This window comes from Actinospica durhamensis, assembly GCF_018139695.1.
Lineage (GTDB): Bacteria > Actinomycetota > Actinomycetes > Streptomycetales > Catenulisporaceae > Actinospica > Actinospica durhamensis.
Genome location: NZ_JAGSOG010000012.1, coordinates 50,913 through 71,041, shown reverse-complemented (window position 1 = coordinate 71,041; position 20,129 = coordinate 50,913). Strand labels below are relative to the sequence as shown.

Sequence of the window (20,129 nt, the reverse complement as noted above, 5' to 3'; positions counted from 1 at the left end):
GGCGGGCACAGAGCCTAGAAGGCGCCCGCGATCCACGCCGCCCAGCGCACTCTGACGCACGGGGACTGCGCCAGGGGGCTGCGTCACGCAGGACAGACCTCAGCCCTGGAATCGCGCGCGGAGGCCGTCGAGGAGGTGGAGGCTGTGCATCGCCTGGTCGTAGGGGATGCCGAAGTCGATCAGGCAGGCGATCTCGTCGACGCCTAGGCGGGCGAAGCGGTCGAGGTTGGCTGCGGCTTGGCCTGGGGTGCCGAGGAGGCCGCCGTCTGCGTAGTAGCGGTCGAAGGAGCGCTCGAGGAAGAACTCGATCTCGTCGGGCTCTAGGGCGGCGGCGTCTACTTGGACGCCGCGGACCTTTGATGAGGCCGCTAAGAGGTCGAAGGAGCTGCGTAGGTAGGCCATTAGGGGTTCGCGGACCTGTTCGCGGGCGGTCTGCTCTTGTTCGGCTAGGAAGGTGTGGACCATCAGGACTACGTGGCCGTTGCCGAAGCCTTCGGCGGCGGAGGCTGTGCGGTAGGCGGTGATCTTCTTGGCGAGATCGTCGGGGTCTTGGCCTAGCAGGTGGGTGAGGAGTCCGGCGCCTGCACGGCCTGCGTTGACGAAGGTCTCGGGGTTGCCGGAGCTGGTGATCCAGACGGGGAGTTCTGGCTGGACTGGTCGTGGGAAGGAACGTACTTCGCGCGGTTCTCCGGCGCCGTCGCGTACCTGGATCGGCTTGCCCCGCCACAGGTCTCGGACCTGGTCGAGGGTCTCGAACATCACTTTTCTCCGCTCGTCGTAGGACTCGGGGCGTAGGGCGAAGTCGGTGGCGTGCCAGCCGGGGGCGAAGGAGATTCCTGCGCGGCCGGCTGAGAGGCGGTCCACTACGGACCACTCTTCGGCGATGCGGATCGGGTGGTGGAGCGGGGCCACTACGCTCCCTGCTCTGATGTGCACCCGCTCGGTCACCGCGGCGATGGCTGCCGCGGTGACCGAGGGGTTGGGGTAGAGGCCGCCGAACTGGTGGAAGTGGCGCTCGGGCGTCCAGACCGCGGTGAAGCCGTGCTGGTCGGCGAAGCGGGCTCCGTCGAGCATCAGGCGGTAGGCGTCGGCGGTCGCGTCCTCGCTCTCCGCGTCGTCGGCGAAGTAGAAGAGAGAGAAGTCCATCTGCCGCTCCTGTCCTGCGCTCTAGCTACAGCTCTTGCTCTTGCTCGGGTCCTACGGTTCGGACGCGGATCGATCGGTCCGTCAGTCCGTCAGTCCGCGGGCAGCTCGGGGATGTCGCGCATGGTGCGCAGCGGCGAGGCCAGCAGCCAGATCACCGCGAGGATTCCGCCGATCGTGGAGACCCAGACCGTCGTGCGCACTCCGGCCCAGGTCGCGAGCCCGCCGCCGAGCAGCGCGCCGAGCGGGATGGTGCCCCAGACGATCCAGCGGACGCTGGCGTTCATCCGTCCGAGCAGCTCGGGCGGGCACTCGCGCTGCCGGTAGGTCAGCTGCGCGGTGTTGTAGACCAGCACCATGAATCCGTCCGCCGCGTAGCCGATGGCGAACAGGACCACGCCCAGGGTTCCGGCCGGCGCGAGCGGCATCAGCAGGTAGAGCGGCGCCGGGAGCAGCTGGGCGAGCCAGATGATCCGGGCCGAGCCGAACTTCCTGGCCATCCTCGGGGAGAGCGACCCGCCGATGACGCCGCCGACCGCGCCGGCGGCGAAGACGAGGCCGACCGCGGCCGCCGAGGCGTGCAGGTTGCGCACCAGGAACAGTACGTAGACCGCGGCGCCCGCCTGGTTGAAGAAGTTGTACGTGCCCGTGCTCGCCACGATCATCCGCAGCACCGGGTGCTTGAGTACGAAGCCGAGGCCCTCGTTCATCGCGGTGCGGAACGGCACCCGGGCGGCGCCGCCGGTCACGGCCGGCTCCGGGGTGCGGATCAGGAACAGCGAGAGGGCGCTGACCGCGAAGGAGCCGGCGTCGATGAACAGGGCCCGGGCCGCGCCGATCAGGTCCACCAGGGCACCGGCGACGGCTGGGCCGGCCAGCCGGGACACCTCGCGGGACATGCCGATCTTGGCGTTGGCGTCCTGGATCTGCTGCGGTCCGACCAGTGTCGGGGTGTAGCTCTGGTACGCGACGTCGAAGAACACCGTCAGCAGTCCCACCAGGCCGGCCACCACGTACAGCAGCCACAGCGTCACGTGCCAGAGCACGGCGGTGAGCGGGATCGACAGGACCAGCACCGTGCGGGCCACGTCGCACCACATCATCAGGCTGTGCCTGCGCACCCGGTCGACGACGACGCCCGCGGGCAGTGAGACGAGCAGGAACGCGAGTGAGGCCAGGAAGGTCAGCATCGCGACCTGGAACGCGGAGGCCTTCAGCACGGTGACGGCGACCAGCGGCAGCGCCACGGTGGAGACCGCGGTGCCCGCCTCGCTGACCGTCTGGCCGGTCCACAGCAGCAGGAAGTCGCGGTGCCGCAGCAGCGATCCGGGCTTCTTGCGTTCGGCGGTCTGGGCGTCCGCCGCCTGCACGCCCTTCGTATCCGTCATTTCTCGAGCCAGTCCGATCTCGTCGTGGGAGTCAGTGCCGGTGGGTTCGGCTGTGCGCGTGGTTCCTCGCCGCTTCGTGGAGTTCCGGGGAGAAGCGGACCGCTCCGCCCGGCGCGTGGTTCGCGTCGGCGTAGCCGTCTGTGCGTCGCAGGACAGTGATGCTGTTCTGCGCGAGCTTGTGCGGTTCCAGGATGCTGACCAGCTCGAAGGAGCCCGGCTGGGTGCGCTGGCAGGACTTGAGGTACTCGAGGATGGCCGCGCCCTCGGGATAGGTCAGCAGGTAGTGCATGACCAGCAGCCCGCCGTCGGGCGAGACGAGGTGCCAGCACTCTTCGAAGAACGTCAGGCAGTCCCAGGCGTCGAGCCACACCAGGTCGAACGGCGTCGTGAAGGCGGGATCGGTGCTCTCCGGCAGGTCGGCCAGCTTGCAGTCGACGGTGCTGACCAAATCGGCTAGTCCCAGATCCTGGAGCGCGGAGTCCACATACCGGGCCGAGGACTTCCCGGAGCTGAGGTCGTCCACGGCGACCATCTCGGGCTTGTAGGGCTCGAGATAGAACTCGGGTGAGGCCAGGGCCGGCGGCTGCTCGAGCCAGGCCACGTCCAGGGCTCGCTCGTCCTGCTCGTAGCGCGCGCTCTTGGCGGCGAGCGCCTCGGACTCGGACTCCACCGCCTCGCCCAGCTCCCGCAGCGCCTGCGCGAGGAACGGGGTGGTGTATCCCATGCCGATCTCGAGCACGCGGGCCGGACGCGCGAAGTGCACCAGGTGGTAGAGCATGGGGGCGACGCGCTCCGTGCCGCTGCCGGGCACGGACAGCGGTGCGACGCGGGTGAGGAATTCAGGACTGGGGTTCACGGTCTCACTCCTCGTCCGGCGGCAGGTCTTCGACCACGGATATGTTGGCGACGTCAGGCATCTGGTACATGGGGAGGCGGTCGGCCAGGAACATCCGCAGGCGCATTGGATCACCCAGCTCCGCTCCCTCGCGCAGCACGACCTGCGCCAGGACGACGCCGTCGAGGAAGCGGGCCTGGGCGCGGGCGACGGGCGGATACTCGGCCAGCGCTGCCGCGAGCTGATGCGGGCTCACGCGGAAGCCGTTGACCTCCGGCCATCGGGCTCCGGCGCCGAGGATCTGGATCGTGCCGTCCGAGCGTCGTAGGGCCCGCCAGGTCTCGTCACCGTGCTCGGAGCCGTTGGCGGCGTGCAGCAGGCCGGGGACGCCGGGCGGTTGCGGGCGGCCGGCTCGGTCGCGTACCTCGACGGCGAGGCCGGGGATCGGATGGCCGCCGCGGAGTTGAAGCGTGCCCGGCTTCACCCGCTCGGGCTCGTCGCATACCAGCAGCGGCACCGAGTCGGTGCCGAAGCCGACCAGGACGCGTGCGCACGCGTCTTGGAGGACCGCCACGGTCCTCGGCGTCGGGTGCGGGCCGACGATCAGGGCGGTCTGCGTGGCGGCCAACGCCTCGGATCCGCCAGCCGCGAGTGCGGCGGCGAGTGCGTCGGCCAACCGGGACGGGAGGATCACGTGGGCGATCTCGTGGGTGCGAAGACGGTGGGACGTTGCGGCGGGGTCCTTGAGGTGAGCCTCGATCACGTGCAGGGGGCTGCCCGAGGTCAAGGCCGACCAGAGTTCGAGTGCGAATAACGGGCTTTGGGGCGGCGCGAGCTGAGCCACCGCGCCCGAGGCGAACTCGCGGCGCTTGAGCTCGGTGCAGATCGCGGCCAGTTCTCGATGTGGTGTGGCATCGATCTGTGTGGCGGCGAGTTCGGCTACGAACAGGGCGCAGCCGCGGTCGGGGATCGCGGCTCGAATTGCCTTGAGCGTCGTCTCTCCGCGTTGGACGCGCTCGACCAGGGCTCGCGCGGCCTCGTCGAGTTCCTGGTAGGTCATCGTGTGGTCGGCGATGATCGCGGCGTGGTCGGGGACGCGGCGGACCTGTTCGGCGAACTGGTCTGCGAGCGTGGGCACGGAAGCGTGTTCGGACTCGGGTTCGGCCGCGACGGCACCGATGGCGCCGGTGGCGCCGATGGGCAGATGCGAGAGGGGCAGCGTCGGCTGGGCCAGACCGGCGAGCAGCAACTCGCGGTAGGCCGCCGCCATGCGGCCCATGCTCTCGGCCGTGAACAGGTCGGTCGCGTACTCCCAGACGACCTTGATGTCCTGGTCCTCCTCGCGCCGAGGCCGTCCGAGCCGCTGCTCGGCGCGCGGCATCACCACGATGTTGAGGTCCGCCTTGGCCGAGCCGTTGTGCTGGATCTCGAATTCGCCGGTCAGGCCGCCGAACTCCAGGTCGGGCACGGCCGAGTCGTGGAAGCTGAACATCGTGGAGAACAGCGGGTTGTAGGACAGGTCCCGCTCCAGCATCAGCTCTTTGATGAGGTACTGGAGCGGGATGTCCTGCCAGGCGAGACCGTCGGCCACGACCGCCTGGACCCGCTCGACCAGCTCGCCGAACGCCGGGTCCCCGGTCAGGTCGATCCGCAGCGGCAGGGTGTTGACGAGCATGCCGACGACCCGCTCGGCCTCCTGGTCGCGGCGGTTGGCGGCGGTGGTGCCGACGACGAAGTCGTCCTGGTCCGCGTAGCGGGACACCAGCGCGGCGAAGCCCGCCAGCATCACGCTGAACAGCGTCGCCTTGTGCGCTCGCGCGCCGGCCCTGATCGCCGCGCATTCCGCGGCGGGCAGCGCGAATTTCAACGCGGCGCCCTCGAAGCTGAACTCCGGGGGTCTCGGCTCTTCCAGCGGCAGTTGCAGCAGCGGCGCGGCGTGCATCGCCGTCGTCCAGTGGTCGAGGTAGCGGTCGAGCACCGGGCCCTGCAGCCATTCCCGCTGCCACGCCGCCACGTCGCCGATCTGGAGGGTCACCGGCGGGAGCGAGGGCTCGGACCCGGAGGCGTAGGCCGGATAGAGCGCGGCCAGTTCCTCGACGAACACGGCGAAGGACCAGCCGTCGTGGACGAGGTGGTGCTCGATATGGACGAGTTCGTGTTCCTGCGGGCCGCGGCGGATCAGGGTCCAGCGGGCCAGCGGAGGCTCGTCCAGCCGGAAGGGCCGACGCAGCTCCCGCTCGATGACGGCACGCGACCGCGCGTGCTGCTCGGCCGGGTCGAAGTCGGTCAGGTCGATCACCGGGAGCTCGATCGGCATCGCGTCCACCGGCACCTGCACCGGCCTGCCGTCGACTTCCGTGAACCGGCTGCGGAACACCTCGTGGCGGCGCACGATCTCGGACAGCGCGCGTTCGAGCGCGTTCACGTCCAGGGCTCCGCGCAGCTTCAGCGACGCGTTGGCGTGGTACGCGGAATTGCCCGGCCACAGCTGGTCGAGGTACCAGACGCGGTCCTGCGGAAAGGTCAGCGGCAGGGGCGCCGCGCGGTCCGCGACGGCCACCGGGGGCGGCACGGGCGGGGTGTTCGGGGCGTCCCCGGCCGAGCCCGCCTCGGCTGCCGCGGCCTCGGCGGACGCGGCGATGGCCGCGATCGTCGAGTCCGCATACAGCTTGGCGAGGGGCACGTCCGCCCCGAGCCGTGTGCGCAGACGCGCGGCCAGCCGGCCCACCGACAGCGAGTGTCCGCCGAGCGCGAAGAAGTCGTCCTCGACCCCGACCGGGATCGCGCCGAGCAGTTCGCGCACGATCTCGATGACGGCTGCCTCGGCATCGGTGCGTGCCGCCGTGCCGGCCGCGGCGAGCCCGGCGTGGACGCGGTCCGGCTCGGGCAGCGCGTCCCGGTCCAGCTTTCCGTTGGGGCTCAACGGGAAGGCCTCGATCGGAACGATCGCCGAGGGTACGAGCTGGTTGGGCAGGCGTTCGGCGCACCACCCGAGCAGCTCGGCCGCGCTCGCCGCCGTCACGGCGTAGCCGACCAGGCGCTCCTGCCGGAGGACCACCGCCGCGTCGCGCACCCGTGGATGGGACCGCAGCACCGCGGCGATCTCCTCCACCTCGATCCTGATGCCGCGCAGCTTCACCTGGCCGTCGTGGCGGCCCACGAACTCGTACGTGCCGTCGGGCAGTTCCCGGGCCATGTCGCCGGTGCGGTAGACGCGCTCTCCGTCTTCGAGCACGACGAACCGCTCAGCCGTCAGGGCCGGCACGTTGTGGTAGCCGCGTGCCACCCCCGCGCCCCCGATCAGCAACTCACCGACCGTTCCGGCGGGGACAGGCGCGAGTTCGGTGTCCACGACGCGGAGCGCGGCCCCGTCGATCGGCCGCCCGATGGTGACCGGAAGTCCGGGCTCGATTCTCGCGGAGGACGCGCAGATGGACGCCTCGGTCGGGCCGTAACCGTTGAACAGCGTCCGACCCGCACCCCAACGCGCGGCGATCTGCGCCGTCAGCGCCTCGCCTTGCAGAACCAGAGTGCGTAGATCAGGCAGCTGTGTGTCCTCGGGGAGCGCAGCCATGACCGAGGGCGGCACGACCGCGACGCTCACCTGCTCCTGCCGCAGGACGTCGACGAGTCCAGGTCCGGGCAGCAGGGACAGCCGGTCGCGCAGGACGAGGGTGGCCCCGGCGGTCAGCGCCGTCCAGATCTCGCAGACCGAGGCGTCGAAGCTGGCCGAGGAGAACTGGATGACGCGGTCCTGCTCGGTGATGCCCCACGCGAGCCGCATCGCACGCACCGAGTTGGCCACGCCGCCGTGCTCGACCAGTACGCCCTTGGGCCGCCCGGTCGTGCCCGAGGTGTAGATGAGGTAGGCGAGATCCCCGGGCTGCGCGGCCGGCAGCGGGCCGTCGAGCACGTCGTCGGGCACGTCGTCGGGCTCGCTCAGTGCCGCGTCCAGGTCGATCCTGAGCGCCGAGGCCGGGACCGGCGCGCTCAGCGTGGCATCGGCCAGCAGGACGGACAGGCCCGAGTCGGCGATCATGTACGCCAGCCGGTCGGCGGGGTACTCGGGATCGAGCGGCAGCCACGCACCGCCGGACCTGAGGATCGCGACCATGCCGAGGATGAGCCCGGGCCCGCGCGCGGCGGACAGGCCCACCACGGTCTCGGGGCCGACTCCGGCGGCCCTGAGTCGCCCGGCCAGTTTCGCAGTGGCCTGTTCCAGCGCCCCGTAGGCCATGCTGCCGCCGGGCCAGGACAGTGCGATCGCCTCCGGCGTGGCCCGGGCCCGCGCCAGGAAGGCCTCATCGAGCAGTTCCGCCACCGGTATCAGACCTCTCCCGCGTCCGGACGCACGGCCACCGCGATGCCGGGGCCGAAGGCCGAACGGCTCACCAGCGTCCCGTCCTCGGTGACGCCGAGCAGTTGGCCGCTTCCTGCGGCCAGTACCGTGCTGCCGCCGCCGACGCCGTGGTCGGTCCAGCCCGCGGCGCCGACGCTCGGCAGGCGGCTCAGCACCCTGCCTTCCTCGTCGATCGCGAACAGGCGTCCGGTCATGGCCGTGAGCGAGACGAGCGCCGGGGCCGGGCCCAGGGGCTTCCACTCGGGATCCTTGCCGTCGCCGAAGTCCGCGAAGGCGAGGTAGTAGAGCGTGTCGCCGCCCTCGGCGAACAGCCCGGCGTAGCAGGCGGCCAGGTTGCGCAGTCCGGAGGGGGCGCCGACGAGTTCGGTCCAGTCGGCCGGGTCCGCGGTGGCGAACCGGAAGTGGATCGCGCCGCCTTCCGTGAGCACGTAAAGCCCCTGCCACTGGCCGTCCAGGGCCTCCTGCGGAGCCGCGATCGCCACCGCGTCCTGCGGCGCCGGGCCGAGGTCGGTCCACCGGAGGTTCTGTCGGCTCAGTTCGCGGCCGAGCAGCCGGCCGGACTCGTCCACGCCGTAGAGCCGGGTTCCGCTGACCACCATGCAGCGCAGGTGCGGCGCGCGGCCGAGCACGCTCCAGCGGGTGACGTCGGGCTCTGCGGTGAAGCGCTCGAGCACGTTGCCGGTCACCCGGGCGAGTACGGGATCACCCTTGTCCAGGGCGTCGCCCCAGGCGATCGTGCCGGCATTGAAGACGCTGCCCGCGCCGCGCTCGAAGACGCCCATCACGGCCCTGCCCTGCTGGCCGAACTTTCGCCAGTGCTCGAGTTCCGCCTTGGCCAGGATCACGAAGGACCCGGGTGTGCCGTCGCGGCCGGTGGCTCGCGCGACTCCGTCCTCGACGACGAGATCGACCCCGTCCACCTCGTAGCCGATGGCCCCCTTGGCGAAACGCTCACCGTCGCTCAGCCCGGTGCCGGCGAAGACCCAGTGATCGGCGAACACGGCCTCGTAGGTCTCCTCGGCGAAGTCGTCGAAGTCCATCCAGCAGCCGCCGCCGCGCCGGAAGCTGAGTCCGGTCAGCGTGTTCTCCGGGCGGTTGATCAGCTCGGCGGACCAGTGTGTGGTGGCCCGGCGCGGATCGATCGCGGCCATCGGGTCGAGCACCGGATCGCGGTAGCAGACCATGGTGCGGCCCTCGTCCTCCAGCCGGACCTGCCACCAGCAGGTGTTGCCGCCGAAGATGCCGAGGTTGCCGCCGCGGTCCACGAAACCCTCGATCGCGTCGCGCATCTCCCAGGTCCAGTACTCGTCGTGGCCGGCGCAGACGAGCATGCGGTAGCCCTCGAGGATCTCCGGGTGGTAGTGGATGTCGATGTTCGAGCAGAAGTCGACCTCCCAGCCGGTGCGGTGCAGCCAGCGCATCAGCGTCTCGTCCCACTCGCGGGTGGACGGACGGGCGCCGGGCCGGTCGAAGCTGATCCGGTGCGCGCGGTCGGGCTGCTCGCTGAAGTAGAGGCCCTGCCCGGGCACGCCGCGCTGGTTGTAGGCCTCGAAGGTGGTGAAGGCGATGGAGAACAGGATCTTCGCGCGCGGCGCGGACGCGGCCGGCCGGATCGCGAACCAGACGCAGCCCCCGCCCGGGCTGAAGTCGGCGCGGTAGAAGCCGGTCGGCCAGTCCTCGGGCACGGCCAGGCGCAGCACGTCCGCCGGCGCCTCCAGGGTGAGCAGGCTCTGCCCCGCGTTCAGGTGGAAGATCTCCACCGTGCGCCCGTCCGGCAGGCCGTCGGGGCCGGGGACGAGCTGGAACTCGAGCTCCTCCCCCGGGCGGCAGGTCATGCTGCGGGCGTACGCGCCGTACCGCCCCCAGTCCGCTTCGTCAACCATCTGATGCGACCTCCTCGTGCATCGGTGCCGCCGCGCTCAGCGTGGGTCCGCGGCGGCGAACGTGGCGCGGATCGAGACCCGGTCGGCCTTCCCGGCGGGGGTGCGCGGCAGGGCCGGGACGACGGCGATGCGCTCGGGCACCATGGCCCGCGGGAGCCGCTCCATCGCCCACCGGCGCAGATCCCGTACGGTCGCGGCCTCCTCGGCCGCCACCATGACGGCAAGCTGGGTCCGTGCGGGGTCCTCCGGGGCCAGCGCCAGGGCCGCGGCCGCGCGGACCGAGGGGTGGTCTTCGAAGACCGCTTCGATGTGCCCGAGCTCCACCCGGTATCCCCGGAACTTGAGCTGGTCGTCGAGCCGCCCGAGGAACTCGAGCTCTCCGTCCGAGGCGAGCCGGCCCAGATCCCCGGTGCGGTAGCACCTGCGCGGTCCGTGCGGCGTGTCCATGACGGTGAAGCGCTCGCGGGTCAGCTCCTCGCGGTCGAGGTACCCGTCGGCCAGGCCCGCGCCGTAGATCAGGATCTCTCCCTGTGGCTCGGCCTTCGGGTCCGCGCCATCCGCGTCCGCCGTGCCTTCCGGGTCAGCCGCGCCGTCCGGGTCCGCCGGCGCGTCGGAGTACGCGGTTCGCGAAGGCCCGGCGCCGTGGCCGGCCAGGCAGACCGCGGTGCCGGGCAGCGAGTCGCCCAGTACGATCCGTTCCGGCGAGCGCACGTGCGCGATCGTGGCGTAGATCGTGGCCTCGGTCGGCCCGTACAGGTTCCACAGCTCCCGGCACAGCGGTACGAGCTCGGCGGCGAGCGTGGTGTTCATCGCCTCGCCCACCGACCAGATGCGGCACTGCGGCGCGCCCTCCCAGCCCATGGCCAGCGCGAGCCGCCAGTAGCTGGGCGTGGCCTGCAGCACGTCCGGGTGGTACCGGTCGAGTACCTCTTCGAACAGGTTCGGGTCGCGGCGCGCCTCCGCCGGGGCCGAGACGAGCCGGGCCCCGACGAACGGCGGCACCAGCAGTTCGGCCAGCGAGACGTCGAAAGAGAGTGCTGACATGCCGAGCATCGACTCGTGCCGCGCGAGCCCGGGCGTGCTTGCGAGGGAGGCGATGCGTCCGTGCAGGGCCTCCTGCGAGATCACCACCCCCTTCGGCTTGCCGGTGGAGCCGGAGGTGTACATCACGTACGCCGTGTCGGCCAGGCCCACCCGCGGTTCGACGCCCTCGAGCACCTGCGGCACCTCGGCCACGAGCTCGCCGGACGCGTCCTCGCGCAGCACCAGCGCGGCCCGCGCCTCGCGGATCACGCCCTCCCGGTACGCCGGCGGATAGCCGAGATCCAGCGGCAGCAGGGCCCGCCGGGCCAGGCCGGCCGCCAGCACGGCGGTCAGCCCGCAGTGGCTGGTGGCCGCCTCGGACGCGACCAGCGCGCCCGGCGGCGTCTCGCGGCGCAGCACGGCGGCCAGCGCCTCGCCGCGCGCGATGAGCTCGCGGTAGGTCAGCTGGGCGCTGCCCTCGACGGCGGGCGCGTCGAGGTACCCGTCGGCTCGCCGAAGAATCTCCTCGGCGATCGTGATCATCGCGGGCCGCCGGACGGCTCCGCGCCCTCGAGCCTCGTCTCCATGATGTAGGCCAGCGCGCGCGGAGTGCGGGCGCGGATCACGTCCCGCATCCGCAGCACCACGCTGCCCGCGGCGGTGTTCAGCTGCGCGATCAGCGTCAGGGCGCTGAAGGAGCTGCCGCCGATCTCGAAGAAGTCGTCGTCCTCGGCGACGTCGGCGGCGCCGAGGACGCTGCCGTAGAGTGCCGCGATCTCCGTGGATTTCATCGGTCCACCGCCGTTCTCGGGAGGATCAGTCCCCGTTCGGAGTCGAGGACGGCCGTCTCCGCGTACGGCAGGGTCCACGAAGGTGTCATGTGACAGATGTCCGCGTTCACCAGCACCGGATAGCCGGCTTCGGGAACGTGCCGCTCGAACGCCGCCCCGACCTGGCGCACCCATTCCTCGGGCGTCACCCGCGGGTTCGCGCCGACGACCATCCCGGCCAGCAGGCTCAGATCGGTCTCCCGGGCCAGGGCGTCGAACAGCTCGTCCACCGGCGCGGCCTGCTCCTCGGTCACGTCCCACCACAGCAGCGCCGAGTCGAACCGGATGCCGAAGCGCCTGACCAGTTCCGGCAGCAGGGAGAGCTCTCCGCCGACCAGGGGCCCGGTGCCGGTGCCCGGGCGCAGCCAGTGCCAGCCGCTGGCGTGGTCGCGCACCCGCGGCGCGCCCTCGATCTCCGGGATGTGCCAGGACGCCACCGGCTCGGCCCGGTCCCCGACGGGGCCGCACACCAGCGGGCCGACCCCGGACAGCGCCCGGGCCAGATATTCGGTCGTCTCCGGGAAAGGCGCGGGGACGTTGCCGAGATGGAACATCAGGGAACAGCCGGAATAGGAGGCGACACCCAGATCGGCGAGATACTGGTGCAGGAAGACGGTGTCGCAGAACCCGACGAACGGTTTGGGATTGGCCTGGATCACCGCCGGGTCGAGCAGCGGCAGCAGCTTGAGGCTGCCCCCGCCGGCGTCGCTGACCAGGATGGCGTCCACCGACGCGTCCGCGAACGCCTCCATGATGTCCGCGGCCTGCTCCTCGGGCGTGCCGGCGGCGAGCCCGTCCGCCGAGAACCCGAAGGCGTGTCTGCCGTAGCTGACCTCGAAGCCGAGGCCGCGCAGGGCCGCCTCGGCGCGCTCCCCCCGCTCCGGCACGTGCATGAGCGTCGGCATGCCCGGGCTCACGATCCTGATATGACTGCCGGGTCCGGCCGGAGTGGGCGGGTTCACCGCGGCGATCATCCGGGTCTGCGCGTTGCGCGGCGATGCCGTCCGCGAACCGGCCAGCCGGTGCGGCGGAATGAAGACCTCTGACGTCTGCTCTGCCATGTGCGGAAAAGCCTCCAGCAACGTGTGGCGCGACAGGGCACCGGAGTCTCGGAAACCGACTCCGGCAGTGAGAGATTAGAACGTTAACAATGAGTGGTGTCAGTGGGTGATCCGACGATGCACGCTAACGATCTAACGGTACTTACGTCGGTGAGTCAACCCCCTTGAGTCAGTACCCTCGCTAGCTCACCCGTCGCACCGATGCCCGCTCTTCACCGGGAGCGGGTCCGCGCAGATCAGCACCGGGAGCACCGGGGTACAGGCGGGTGTCTCAGGTGGCTGATGTCCGATGGCCGGTGCCGGACAGGGCCCGACGCCGGCGCGCCACATGCGTGTTTTGCGCCGGGAGCGTGCAGTACGGGCTCTGATAGGCCGGTATGTGAGCGCAATCATCGGCGTGGGGAACGTTTACGTCCCGGGAAGACGACCGGACCGGGCTTTCGCCCGGTCCTGAGTCATTGAGCAGTGTTCGGTATTGAGTTCCGTTCACCTCACCGCGCGGATGATCTCCCGCGGCGCCGAAACGGCCATCAGACTTCTGTGTGTCCGAGGCTGAGGCTCGTGGTGAATCGCACCTGCGCGTCGGCCGCGGCGTGCAGCTCCAGCACGATCAGCTCGTTGCCCTGCTCGCGCAGCAGCGGTCCGGGGACGTACAGCGTGCGCTGCGGACCGCGCGACCAGTAGCGGCCGAGACAGAACCCGTTGAGCCAGGCGACGCCCTTGCCCCACTGCGAGGTGTCCAGGAACAGATCGGCCGCCGTCTCCTCGAGGTCGAACACGGCGCGGGCGAACGCCGGTCCGACGACGAGCTCGGGCGCCTCGCCCTCGAGCCCGGTGGCGGCCTCGCGCAGCGCCGCGGCGACCGGCTCGATGTCGTCGAGCTCCAGCGGCTGGACCCGCCAGCCGGCCAGGGGCGCGCCGCCCAGGGTCGCGGGCCCGATCAGGCCCTTGGGTTCGCCGATGCGCCGACCGTAGTCGACCCGGCCCTGGTCCTCGACCAGCACCTCGAGCACCCGGCTCGCCCCGTCGCCGGCCGGCAGCGCGAGCACCCGGTCGTGGTGGTCGCGCGCCAGCACGCCCACCGCGCCGCGGTCCAGGAAGACCTGGGCCCGGTCGCGCACCTCCTCGAACCGCAGGATCGCCGCACCCCGATACGCGATCTCGGTCCGGTAGAGCATGAAACCCCGGTAGTGCCCGAGCTCGTCGGCGGTCGGCGGCTGCTCGTGGACGCTCGGGGTGCCGAGCACGTCGAGCACCTGCCAGAGCGGGACCGTCGCGTCGAAGCCGACGGCGGGCGGCTCGGCCCGGCGCGGACCCGGCGCCTCGTCGGGGCCGCCGGCCGAGTCGAGGCCGGCGTACTTCGCGAGCACGTCGCGCAGCGCCCAGTACTTGTCGGTCGGATTCCCGGCCTCGTCCAGGGGCGCGTCGTAGTCGTAGCCGGTGACGATCGGAGCGTAGACGCCCTTGTCGTTGGCCCCGTTGGTGAAGCCGAAGTTGGTGCCGCCGTGGAACATGTAGATGTTGACCGACGCCCCGCGCGCCAGCAGCTCCTCCAGGTTCCGCGCCGCCTCGTCCGCGCTCGTGGTGTGGTGGTGCCCGCCCCAGCTGTCGAACCAGCCGATCCAGAACTCCGAGCACATCAGCGGGCCGGTCGGCTGGTACCGGCGCAGGATGTCGAGGCGCTCGCCCACCCGCGAGCCGAAGGAGCCGGTCTTGTGCAGCTCCGGCAGGCTGCCGAGCTCGAGCATCTCGTCGATCGGCTGGTCCACCGTGATCAGCGGAACCGTGATCCCGATCCGCCGGTTCAGCTCCGTCAGCTTCCTGAGGTACTCCTTGTCCTGGCCGTACGCCCCGTACTCGTTCTCCACCTGCATCAGGATGATCGGGCCGCCGCGGTCGATCTGGCGCGGGGCGAGGATCGGGGCGAGGTGCCCGTAGTAGTCCTCCACCGCCGCGAGGTACGTCGGCTCGCTGTCCCGGATCCCGGTGCCGGAACGCTCGAACAGCCACGCCGGCAGGCCGCCGTTGTCCCACTCCGCGCAGATGTACGGCCCGGGACGTACGATCGCGTACATGCCGTGCGCCGCCACGGTGTCCAGGAACCGGCCGAGGTCAAGGCGTCCCTCGGTCTCGAAGGCGTCGGGCCGCGGGCTGTGCGCGTTCCAGGCCACGTAGGTCTCGATGGTGTTCAGGCCCATCTCCCTGGCCTTCACGATCCGGTCGGCCCACTGGTCCGGGTGGACGCGAAAGTAGTGCAGGGCACCGGAGAGGATGCGGAACGGCTCGCCGTCGAGCAGGAAGTCGTCGTCACCGATGGCGAACCGCAGCGCGGAGGTGGGCATACGGGGTCTCCTCTCTTCGCGCAGGTCGACTGCGCCGCGATGCGGCCGGCCGGGGGTTCGGCCGGCCGCAGACCCGGGCGGGGCGGCCCGGGGACGGAAAAGCTAGGCCGTCATTGGACCGTGACGGTGAAGCCCTGCTGCTGCCCGTACGCCGCCGACGCCTTGAACCACGTGCTCACCGCGGCGTAGATGTCCGTCTTGTTCGCGTACGCCTTGCCCACCGAGTCCGGGTAGATGCTGTTGGCATAGACCTGGAACGGCATGTAGCTCCAGCCCGGGAGCACCGAGGAGGCCGCCTGGGAGAGCACCTGGTTGATCTTCTGGCCGCCGAAGTAGGCCGGGGCCTGGTCCAGGAAGGCGCTGGAGTTGAGGATGGAGTTCTCCGCCGGGAAGCCGCCGGAGTCCGCCAGGATCTGCTCGCCCGCGTCGGTGCCCATGAACTGGACGAAGGCCGCCGCCACCAGGGCGTTGCTCGAACCCTTCATCACCGCGTCGCTGGAGCCGCCGGACTCGGCCGAGGCCGGGCTGCCGCCGTCGTAGGTCGGCATCGGCGCGACCCGCCAGTCACCGGAGGCCGCGGCCGCCGAGCCCTCGAGGTTCGCCGGCATCCACGCGCCGGTCACCAGCGAGGCGATGTCGCCGTTGCCCAGGGCGGTGAACCAGGCGCTGCTCCACGGGGCGATCTGGGAGAGCAGGCCCTTCTCCTCCAGCTGGTCCCACTCGGCCGTGTACTTCTTGGTGCCCGCGTCCTGGGTGTTGATGGTGACGCTGGTGGAGCCGGTGGCCGTGAACGGCTTGCCGCCGGCCTGCCAGATCATGCTGGTGGTGAAGCCCGGGTCGCCGCTGTCCGCGGTGATGTACTCGCTCGAGTTGGCCGCGTGCAGCTTGACGCCGTCCGCGACGTACTCGTCCCAGGTGGTCGGCACGGTCAGGCCGTACTGCTTGAAGACCTTCTCGTTGTAGAACAGGGCCATCGGGCCGGTGTCCTGCGGCGTCGCGTCCAGGCTGCCGTTGATGTCGATCGCGTCCCACACGGCCGCCGGGTAGTCGCTCTTGAGGCTGTCGAGGCCGTAGCCGTCGAGGCTCTGGATCGAGCCGGCCAGGGCGAACTGCGGCAGCGCGTAGTACTCGATCTGGGCCACGTCGGGCACCCCGGACCCGGCCTTGATCGCGTTCTGCAGCTTGGTGTACTCGGTGGTCGAGGTGCCCGCGTTGACCAGGTTCACCGTGACGTTCGGGTACTTCTTCTCGAAGGCCGCGGCGATGTCCTTGTCCTGCGGCGCCCACGCCCAGACCGTCAGCGTCGACTTCTTCTGCAACGCGGCGGCCATGTCGTTCGCGCCGGCGGTGCTCGTTGAGCTCGCCCCGCCGGAGGTCGAACTGCTGGAGCACGCGGTCAATCCGGCGGTGGCGAGGGCGCCGGCGGCCAGGACGGCTGCGCCGCGGCGCCACGCCTGCGCTGAGCGGGATATGCCTGTCATGACGTTCCTTTCACTTCTTTGTGAGGGTTGCGGTGCGGAGGGAGGCGGTGCGGGGTGGTGCGGTCACTGCTTGACGCTTCCGGCGGTCAGGCCCGACTGCCAGTAGCGCTGCATCACCAGGAACACGACCATGATCGGCAGGATCATGAGCAGCGATCCGGTGAGGACGAGGTTGAAGATGGGGATGCCGCCGGCCGTCTGCGACTGCGCGTTCCACTGGTCGAGGCCGACCGTGAGCGGGTAGAGGTTCGGCTTGTTGAGCATCACCAGCGGCAGGAAGTAGTTGTTCCAGGTCTGAACCACGGCGAACAGCAGCACCGTGATCATGCCGGGGCGCAGCAGTCGCAGCGAGATGGACCCGAAGATCCGCCACTCCCGCGCGCCGTCCACCCGGGCGGCCTCGAGCAGCTCGGCGGGGATCGCGTCCCGGGAGAAGATCCACATCAGGTAGAGCCCGAACGGATTGATCAGCGACGGGATGATGATCGACCAGTAGGTGTTGACCAGACCCAGCTTGCTGAACATCAGGAACGTGGGCACGACCAGGACGGTGCCCGGGATCGCGACGGCGCCGAGCACCACCGCGAGCACGCCGCGCTTGCCCGGGAAGTCGAACTTCGCCAGTCCGTAGCCGCCGAGGGTGGCCAGGACGGTGGCGCCGCCGGCCCCCGCGGCCACGTAGATCAGCGTATTGCCGAACCAGTGCAGGAACTCGTCGTTGTCGTAGGTGAGGGTCTGCTTGACGTTCTCGAAGAGCGAGAAGTGCCCGCCGAACCACAGCCCGTTCGTGCTGAACAGGTTCGACTCCGACTTGGAGGCGTTGACCAGCAGCCAGAACAGCGGCAGCAGCGAGTAGATCAGGCCCAGCGTCATCACCAGCGTGAGCGCCGGGGACTTGCGCCGCCGGTTCGGGTTCCACGCTCCGCGCGATCGGCGGGCGGGGCGCGCCGGGCGGGCGGCGCGCTCGGGACGGGCGGCGTTCGCGGCGTTCGCGGCTTCGGTCACGGCCATCTCAGGCCTCCTGACCGCGGCGGCCGATGCGCTGGACGAGGTAGGCGACGATCACCGTCAGCACCCCCATGACGATCGCGATGGTGGCTGAGTAGTTGTACTCCTGGCCGTTGAAGGACAGGTTGTAGGCGTACCAGTTGGGCGTGTAGGCGCTGCCGATCTGGTCCTTGGCGATGGGGAAGATCACGGCCGGCTCGGTGAACAGCTGGAAGCTGCCGATGACCGAGAAGACCGTGGCGACCAGCATGGCCGGGCGCAGCGACGGCAGCTTGATGTGCCAGATGATCCGCCAGGCCCCGGCGTTGTCCAGCTCGGCCGCCTCGTAGATCTCGTTCGGGATCACCCGCAGCGCCGAGTAGAAGATCAGCATGTTGTAGCCGACGTACTCCCAGGTGACGATGTTGCCGATGGCCGGGAGGATCAGCGTGTTGCCGAGCGGGTCGGGCAGCGTGGTGTGGAACCAGCGGTCGAGCTGGCCGAGCAGGCCGAACTGGGTGCCGTAGAGGAACCCCCACATCAGCGCGCCGACGACGGAGGGGACCGCGTAGGGCAGGAAGATGCTCAGCCGGTACAGCGGCGCCCAGTGCAGCCGCGCGCTGTCGATGGCGAACGCGACGCCGAGGGCCAGCACCAGCATCACCGGCACCTGCACCACCAGGAACAGCGCCATCCGCTCGAAGCCGGACCAGAACTGCGGGTCCTTGAACGCCTCGGTGTAGTTGGCCAGGCCGGCGAACCGGTTGCCGCCGATGAGCTTGTCCTGGAACAGGCTCAGGTAGACGGCGTAGACGATCGGGGCGACCAGTGCGAACAGGAAGACCAGGAGGAAGGGGGCGAGGAAGCCCCATCCGGTCCATCGCGTACGCACCCGCCCCCGCCGCCGCTCGCGTCGAGGACCGGCAGAGCCGGCCTCGAGGCCGGTTCCCGGTGACAGCACTGTCATGATCCATCCCGCCGTCGAGCCGATGTTCACGTCAACATGGTGCTGCGGACGCTACCATGTTTACGTAACCACGTACACTGAGCGCGAGATTACAAGACGGCAACGGGGCGTTGCCGCCTCAAGGGGAGGGTCATGACACCGAGCGATGACTCCGCGCGACGCTCGAAGCAGCCGTCGATGATGGACGTCGCCCAGCACGCGGGCGTGTCCGGGCAGACGGTCTCTCGCGTGTCGAACGGGCACTCCAACGTGGACCCGGCGACCCGGCAGCGGGTGATCGACTCGATGCGGGCACTGGGCTACCGGCCCAACTCGGCCGCGCGGGCGCTGCGGCTCGGCCGCTTCCGCACCATCGGCGTGATCATGTTCACCCTGCGCACCTTCGGCAACATGCGCACACTCGACGCGATCGTCACCGAGGCCGCGCGCGCCGACTACTCGGTGACCCTGCTCCCGGTGCGGGCGGCCACGATGGACCAGGTCTCCGGCGCCTACAGCCGGCTCAGCGAGGCCGCGCTGGACGGGGTCATCATCATCTTCGAGGCCGATCTGCTGGACGAGGCCAAGTTCACCCTGCCGCCCGGCCTGCCGGTCGTGCTGATCGACTCCGACACAGGGGACGAATACACGGTCGTGGACACCGACCAGGCCGACGGCGCGCGCCAGGCCACCGAGCACCTGCTCGGCCTCGGCCACCGCCAGGTCTGGCACATCGCCGGCCCCGAGTCCTCCTTCGCCGCGGTCCGCCGCGCCGAGTCCTGGCGGCGCACCCTGCGCGAACACGGCATCGAACCGCCCGCGGCGCTGCACGGCGACTGGTCCACCGAGTCCGGCTACCGCCACGGCCGCACCCTCGGCCGCCGCGAGGACGTCACCGCCATCTTCGCGGCCAACGACCAGATGGCCCTCGGTCTGATGCGCGCTCTGCACGAGCTCGGCCGCGACGTGCCCGGGGACATCAGCGTGGTCGGCTTCGACGATCTCGAGGAGGCGCACTCCTTCTGGCCGCCGCTGACCACGATCCGGCAGGACTTCGACGAGGTCGGCCACCAGGCCATAAGGAAACTGCTGGCCAAGGTGCACTCGGAGCAGGAGGAGAACGAGAAGATCATCGTCCCGACCCGGCTGATCATCCGCGAGAGCACCGCGCCGGCGAAGGCGGCCGCACCGTGACTCACGCCATGATGGCCCTGTGACTCCCGAGGAAACCGCATACGCGTCTTGGGACGGTCTCGACGAGCCGTGGCGTGTCGCCATCGAAGCGGCCTGGCAGTCGTATCGCGAGGGCGGGATCGCCGTCGGCGCGGTGTTGACCGACGGCGCGGGCACCGTGATCGGCCACGGCCGCAACGAGCGGTTCGCCGGCCAGGTCAGGGGCCTGCTCGCGCATGCGGAGATGGGAGCGCTCGCCGCCCTCCCCGCCGAGAAGGAACGCGCGCGTGACAGTGTTCTGTACACGACGCTCTCGCCGTGCCCGATGTGTTTCGGCGCGATCGTCGTCGCGCGGCTCAGTGCGGTGCGCATCGGGGCCATGGACCCGACCTGGCAGGGGATCGAACGGCTCCCCGAGCTCGCCGACGAGGTCCGACGTCGCTGGCCACGGATTCACGGCCCGCTGGCCGGACCGGTCGGCAGGTGGTTGGCGATCGCGCCGGTCCTGAACACGAAGGGCTCGCTGTTCGAGGCCGTGGAGCGCACCGCGCCGGCCGACGCCGCCTTGGCCCGTACCGTGCACGAGCGCTATCAGGAGCGGGCTGAGCTACCCGAGAGCGCGGTGCGGGCTCTGGCGGACGCCTGGGATCTCCTTTAGCAGTGGCCGGTCAGAGGTC

At 70.5% G+C, this 20,129-nt stretch carries 14 protein-coding genes; 2 read left to right on the top strand and 12 right to left on the bottom strand.

Going from position 1 to position 20,129, the window contains the following annotated elements; translation table 11 throughout:
- Nucleotides 1–99: 99 nt before the first annotated feature.
- The 12 genes from KDL01_RS04755 to KDL01_RS04700 all read right to left on the bottom strand — a co-directional run bounded on the left by KDL01_RS04755 (nucleotide 100) and on the right by KDL01_RS04700 (nucleotide 18,300).
- Nucleotides 100–1,146 carry a MupA/Atu3671 family FMN-dependent luciferase-like monooxygenase gene (locus tag KDL01_RS04755; protein WP_212527082.1) on the bottom strand — a complete coding sequence of 349 codons (1,047 nt, stop codon included), beginning with the start codon at nucleotides 1,144–1,146 and terminating at the stop codon, nucleotides 100–102.
- Nucleotides 1,147–1,235: 89 nt separating this feature from the next.
- Nucleotides 1,236–2,531: an MFS transporter gene (locus tag KDL01_RS04750; protein ID WP_212527081.1), complete on the bottom strand. Its 1,296-nt coding sequence runs from the start codon at nucleotides 2,529–2,531 to the stop codon at nucleotides 1,236–1,238.
- 31 nt (nucleotides 2,532–2,562) lie between these two features.
- Nucleotides 2,563–3,387: an O-methyltransferase gene (locus tag KDL01_RS04745; RefSeq protein WP_212527080.1), complete on the bottom strand. Its 825-nt coding sequence runs from the start codon at nucleotides 3,385–3,387 to the stop codon at nucleotides 2,563–2,565.
- Between the two features lie 4 nt (nucleotides 3,388–3,391).
- Nucleotides 3,392–7,687: a non-ribosomal peptide synthetase gene (locus tag KDL01_RS04740; RefSeq protein WP_212527079.1), complete on the bottom strand. Its 4,296-nt coding sequence runs from the start codon at nucleotides 7,685–7,687 to the stop codon at nucleotides 3,392–3,394.
- A gap of 5 nt (nucleotides 7,688–7,692) precedes the next feature.
- A complete protein-coding gene (locus tag KDL01_RS04735; protein ID WP_212527078.1) occupies nucleotides 7,693–9,609 on the bottom strand; it encodes a N,N-dimethylformamidase beta subunit family domain-containing protein in 1,917 nt (638 codons plus the stop codon).
- A gap of 36 nt (nucleotides 9,610–9,645) precedes the next feature.
- On the bottom strand, nucleotides 9,646–11,175 hold the full coding sequence (locus KDL01_RS04730) for an AMP-binding protein (protein ID WP_212527077.1): 1,530 nt from the start codon (nucleotides 11,173–11,175) through the stop codon (nucleotides 9,646–9,648).
- On the bottom strand, nucleotides 11,172–11,423 hold the full coding sequence (locus KDL01_RS04725; protein WP_212527076.1) for a phosphopantetheine-binding protein: 252 nt from the start codon (nucleotides 11,421–11,423) through the stop codon (nucleotides 11,172–11,174). Before KDL01_RS04725 ends, KDL01_RS04730 begins: the two co-directional genes overlap by 4 nt.
- Complete coding sequence (locus KDL01_RS04720; protein ID WP_212527075.1) at nucleotides 11,420–12,523, bottom strand: LD-carboxypeptidase; 1,104 nt, start codon at nucleotides 12,521–12,523, stop codon at nucleotides 11,420–11,422. Before KDL01_RS04720 ends, KDL01_RS04725 begins: the two co-directional genes overlap by 4 nt.
- A gap of 530 nt (nucleotides 12,524–13,053) precedes the next feature.
- Nucleotides 13,054–14,865 carry a glycoside hydrolase family 35 protein gene (locus KDL01_RS04715; protein ID WP_212527074.1) on the bottom strand — a complete coding sequence of 604 codons (1,812 nt, stop codon included), beginning with the start codon at nucleotides 14,863–14,865 and terminating at the stop codon, nucleotides 13,054–13,056.
- Between the two features lie 110 nt (nucleotides 14,866–14,975).
- Nucleotides 14,976–16,346 (bottom strand): ABC transporter substrate-binding protein, encoded by a 1,371-nt coding sequence (locus KDL01_RS04710; protein ID WP_212527073.1) that lies wholly within the window; start codon nucleotides 16,344–16,346, stop codon nucleotides 14,976–14,978.
- 63 nt (nucleotides 16,347–16,409) lie between these two features.
- A complete protein-coding gene (locus KDL01_RS04705) occupies nucleotides 16,410–17,357 on the bottom strand; it encodes a carbohydrate ABC transporter permease (protein ID WP_212527072.1) in 948 nt (315 codons plus the stop codon).
- A 1-nt stretch (nucleotide 17,358) separates the two neighbouring features.
- Entirely contained in the window at nucleotides 17,359–18,300 is a 942-nt protein-coding gene (locus tag KDL01_RS04700; protein WP_212527071.1) for a carbohydrate ABC transporter permease, read from the bottom strand.
- A 132-nt stretch (nucleotides 18,301–18,432) separates the two neighbouring features.
- On the opposite strand from KDL01_RS04700, the gene KDL01_RS04695 reads away from it, so the two are divergent.
- A complete protein-coding gene (locus tag KDL01_RS04695) occupies nucleotides 18,433–19,473 on the top strand; it encodes a LacI family DNA-binding transcriptional regulator (RefSeq protein WP_212527070.1) in 1,041 nt (346 codons plus the stop codon).
- A gap of 19 nt (nucleotides 19,474–19,492) precedes the next feature.
- Nucleotides 19,493–20,110 (top strand): nucleoside deaminase, encoded by a 618-nt coding sequence (locus tag KDL01_RS04690; RefSeq protein ID WP_212527069.1) that lies wholly within the window; start codon nucleotides 19,493–19,495, stop codon nucleotides 20,108–20,110.
- Nucleotides 20,111–20,129 lie beyond the last annotated feature (19 nt).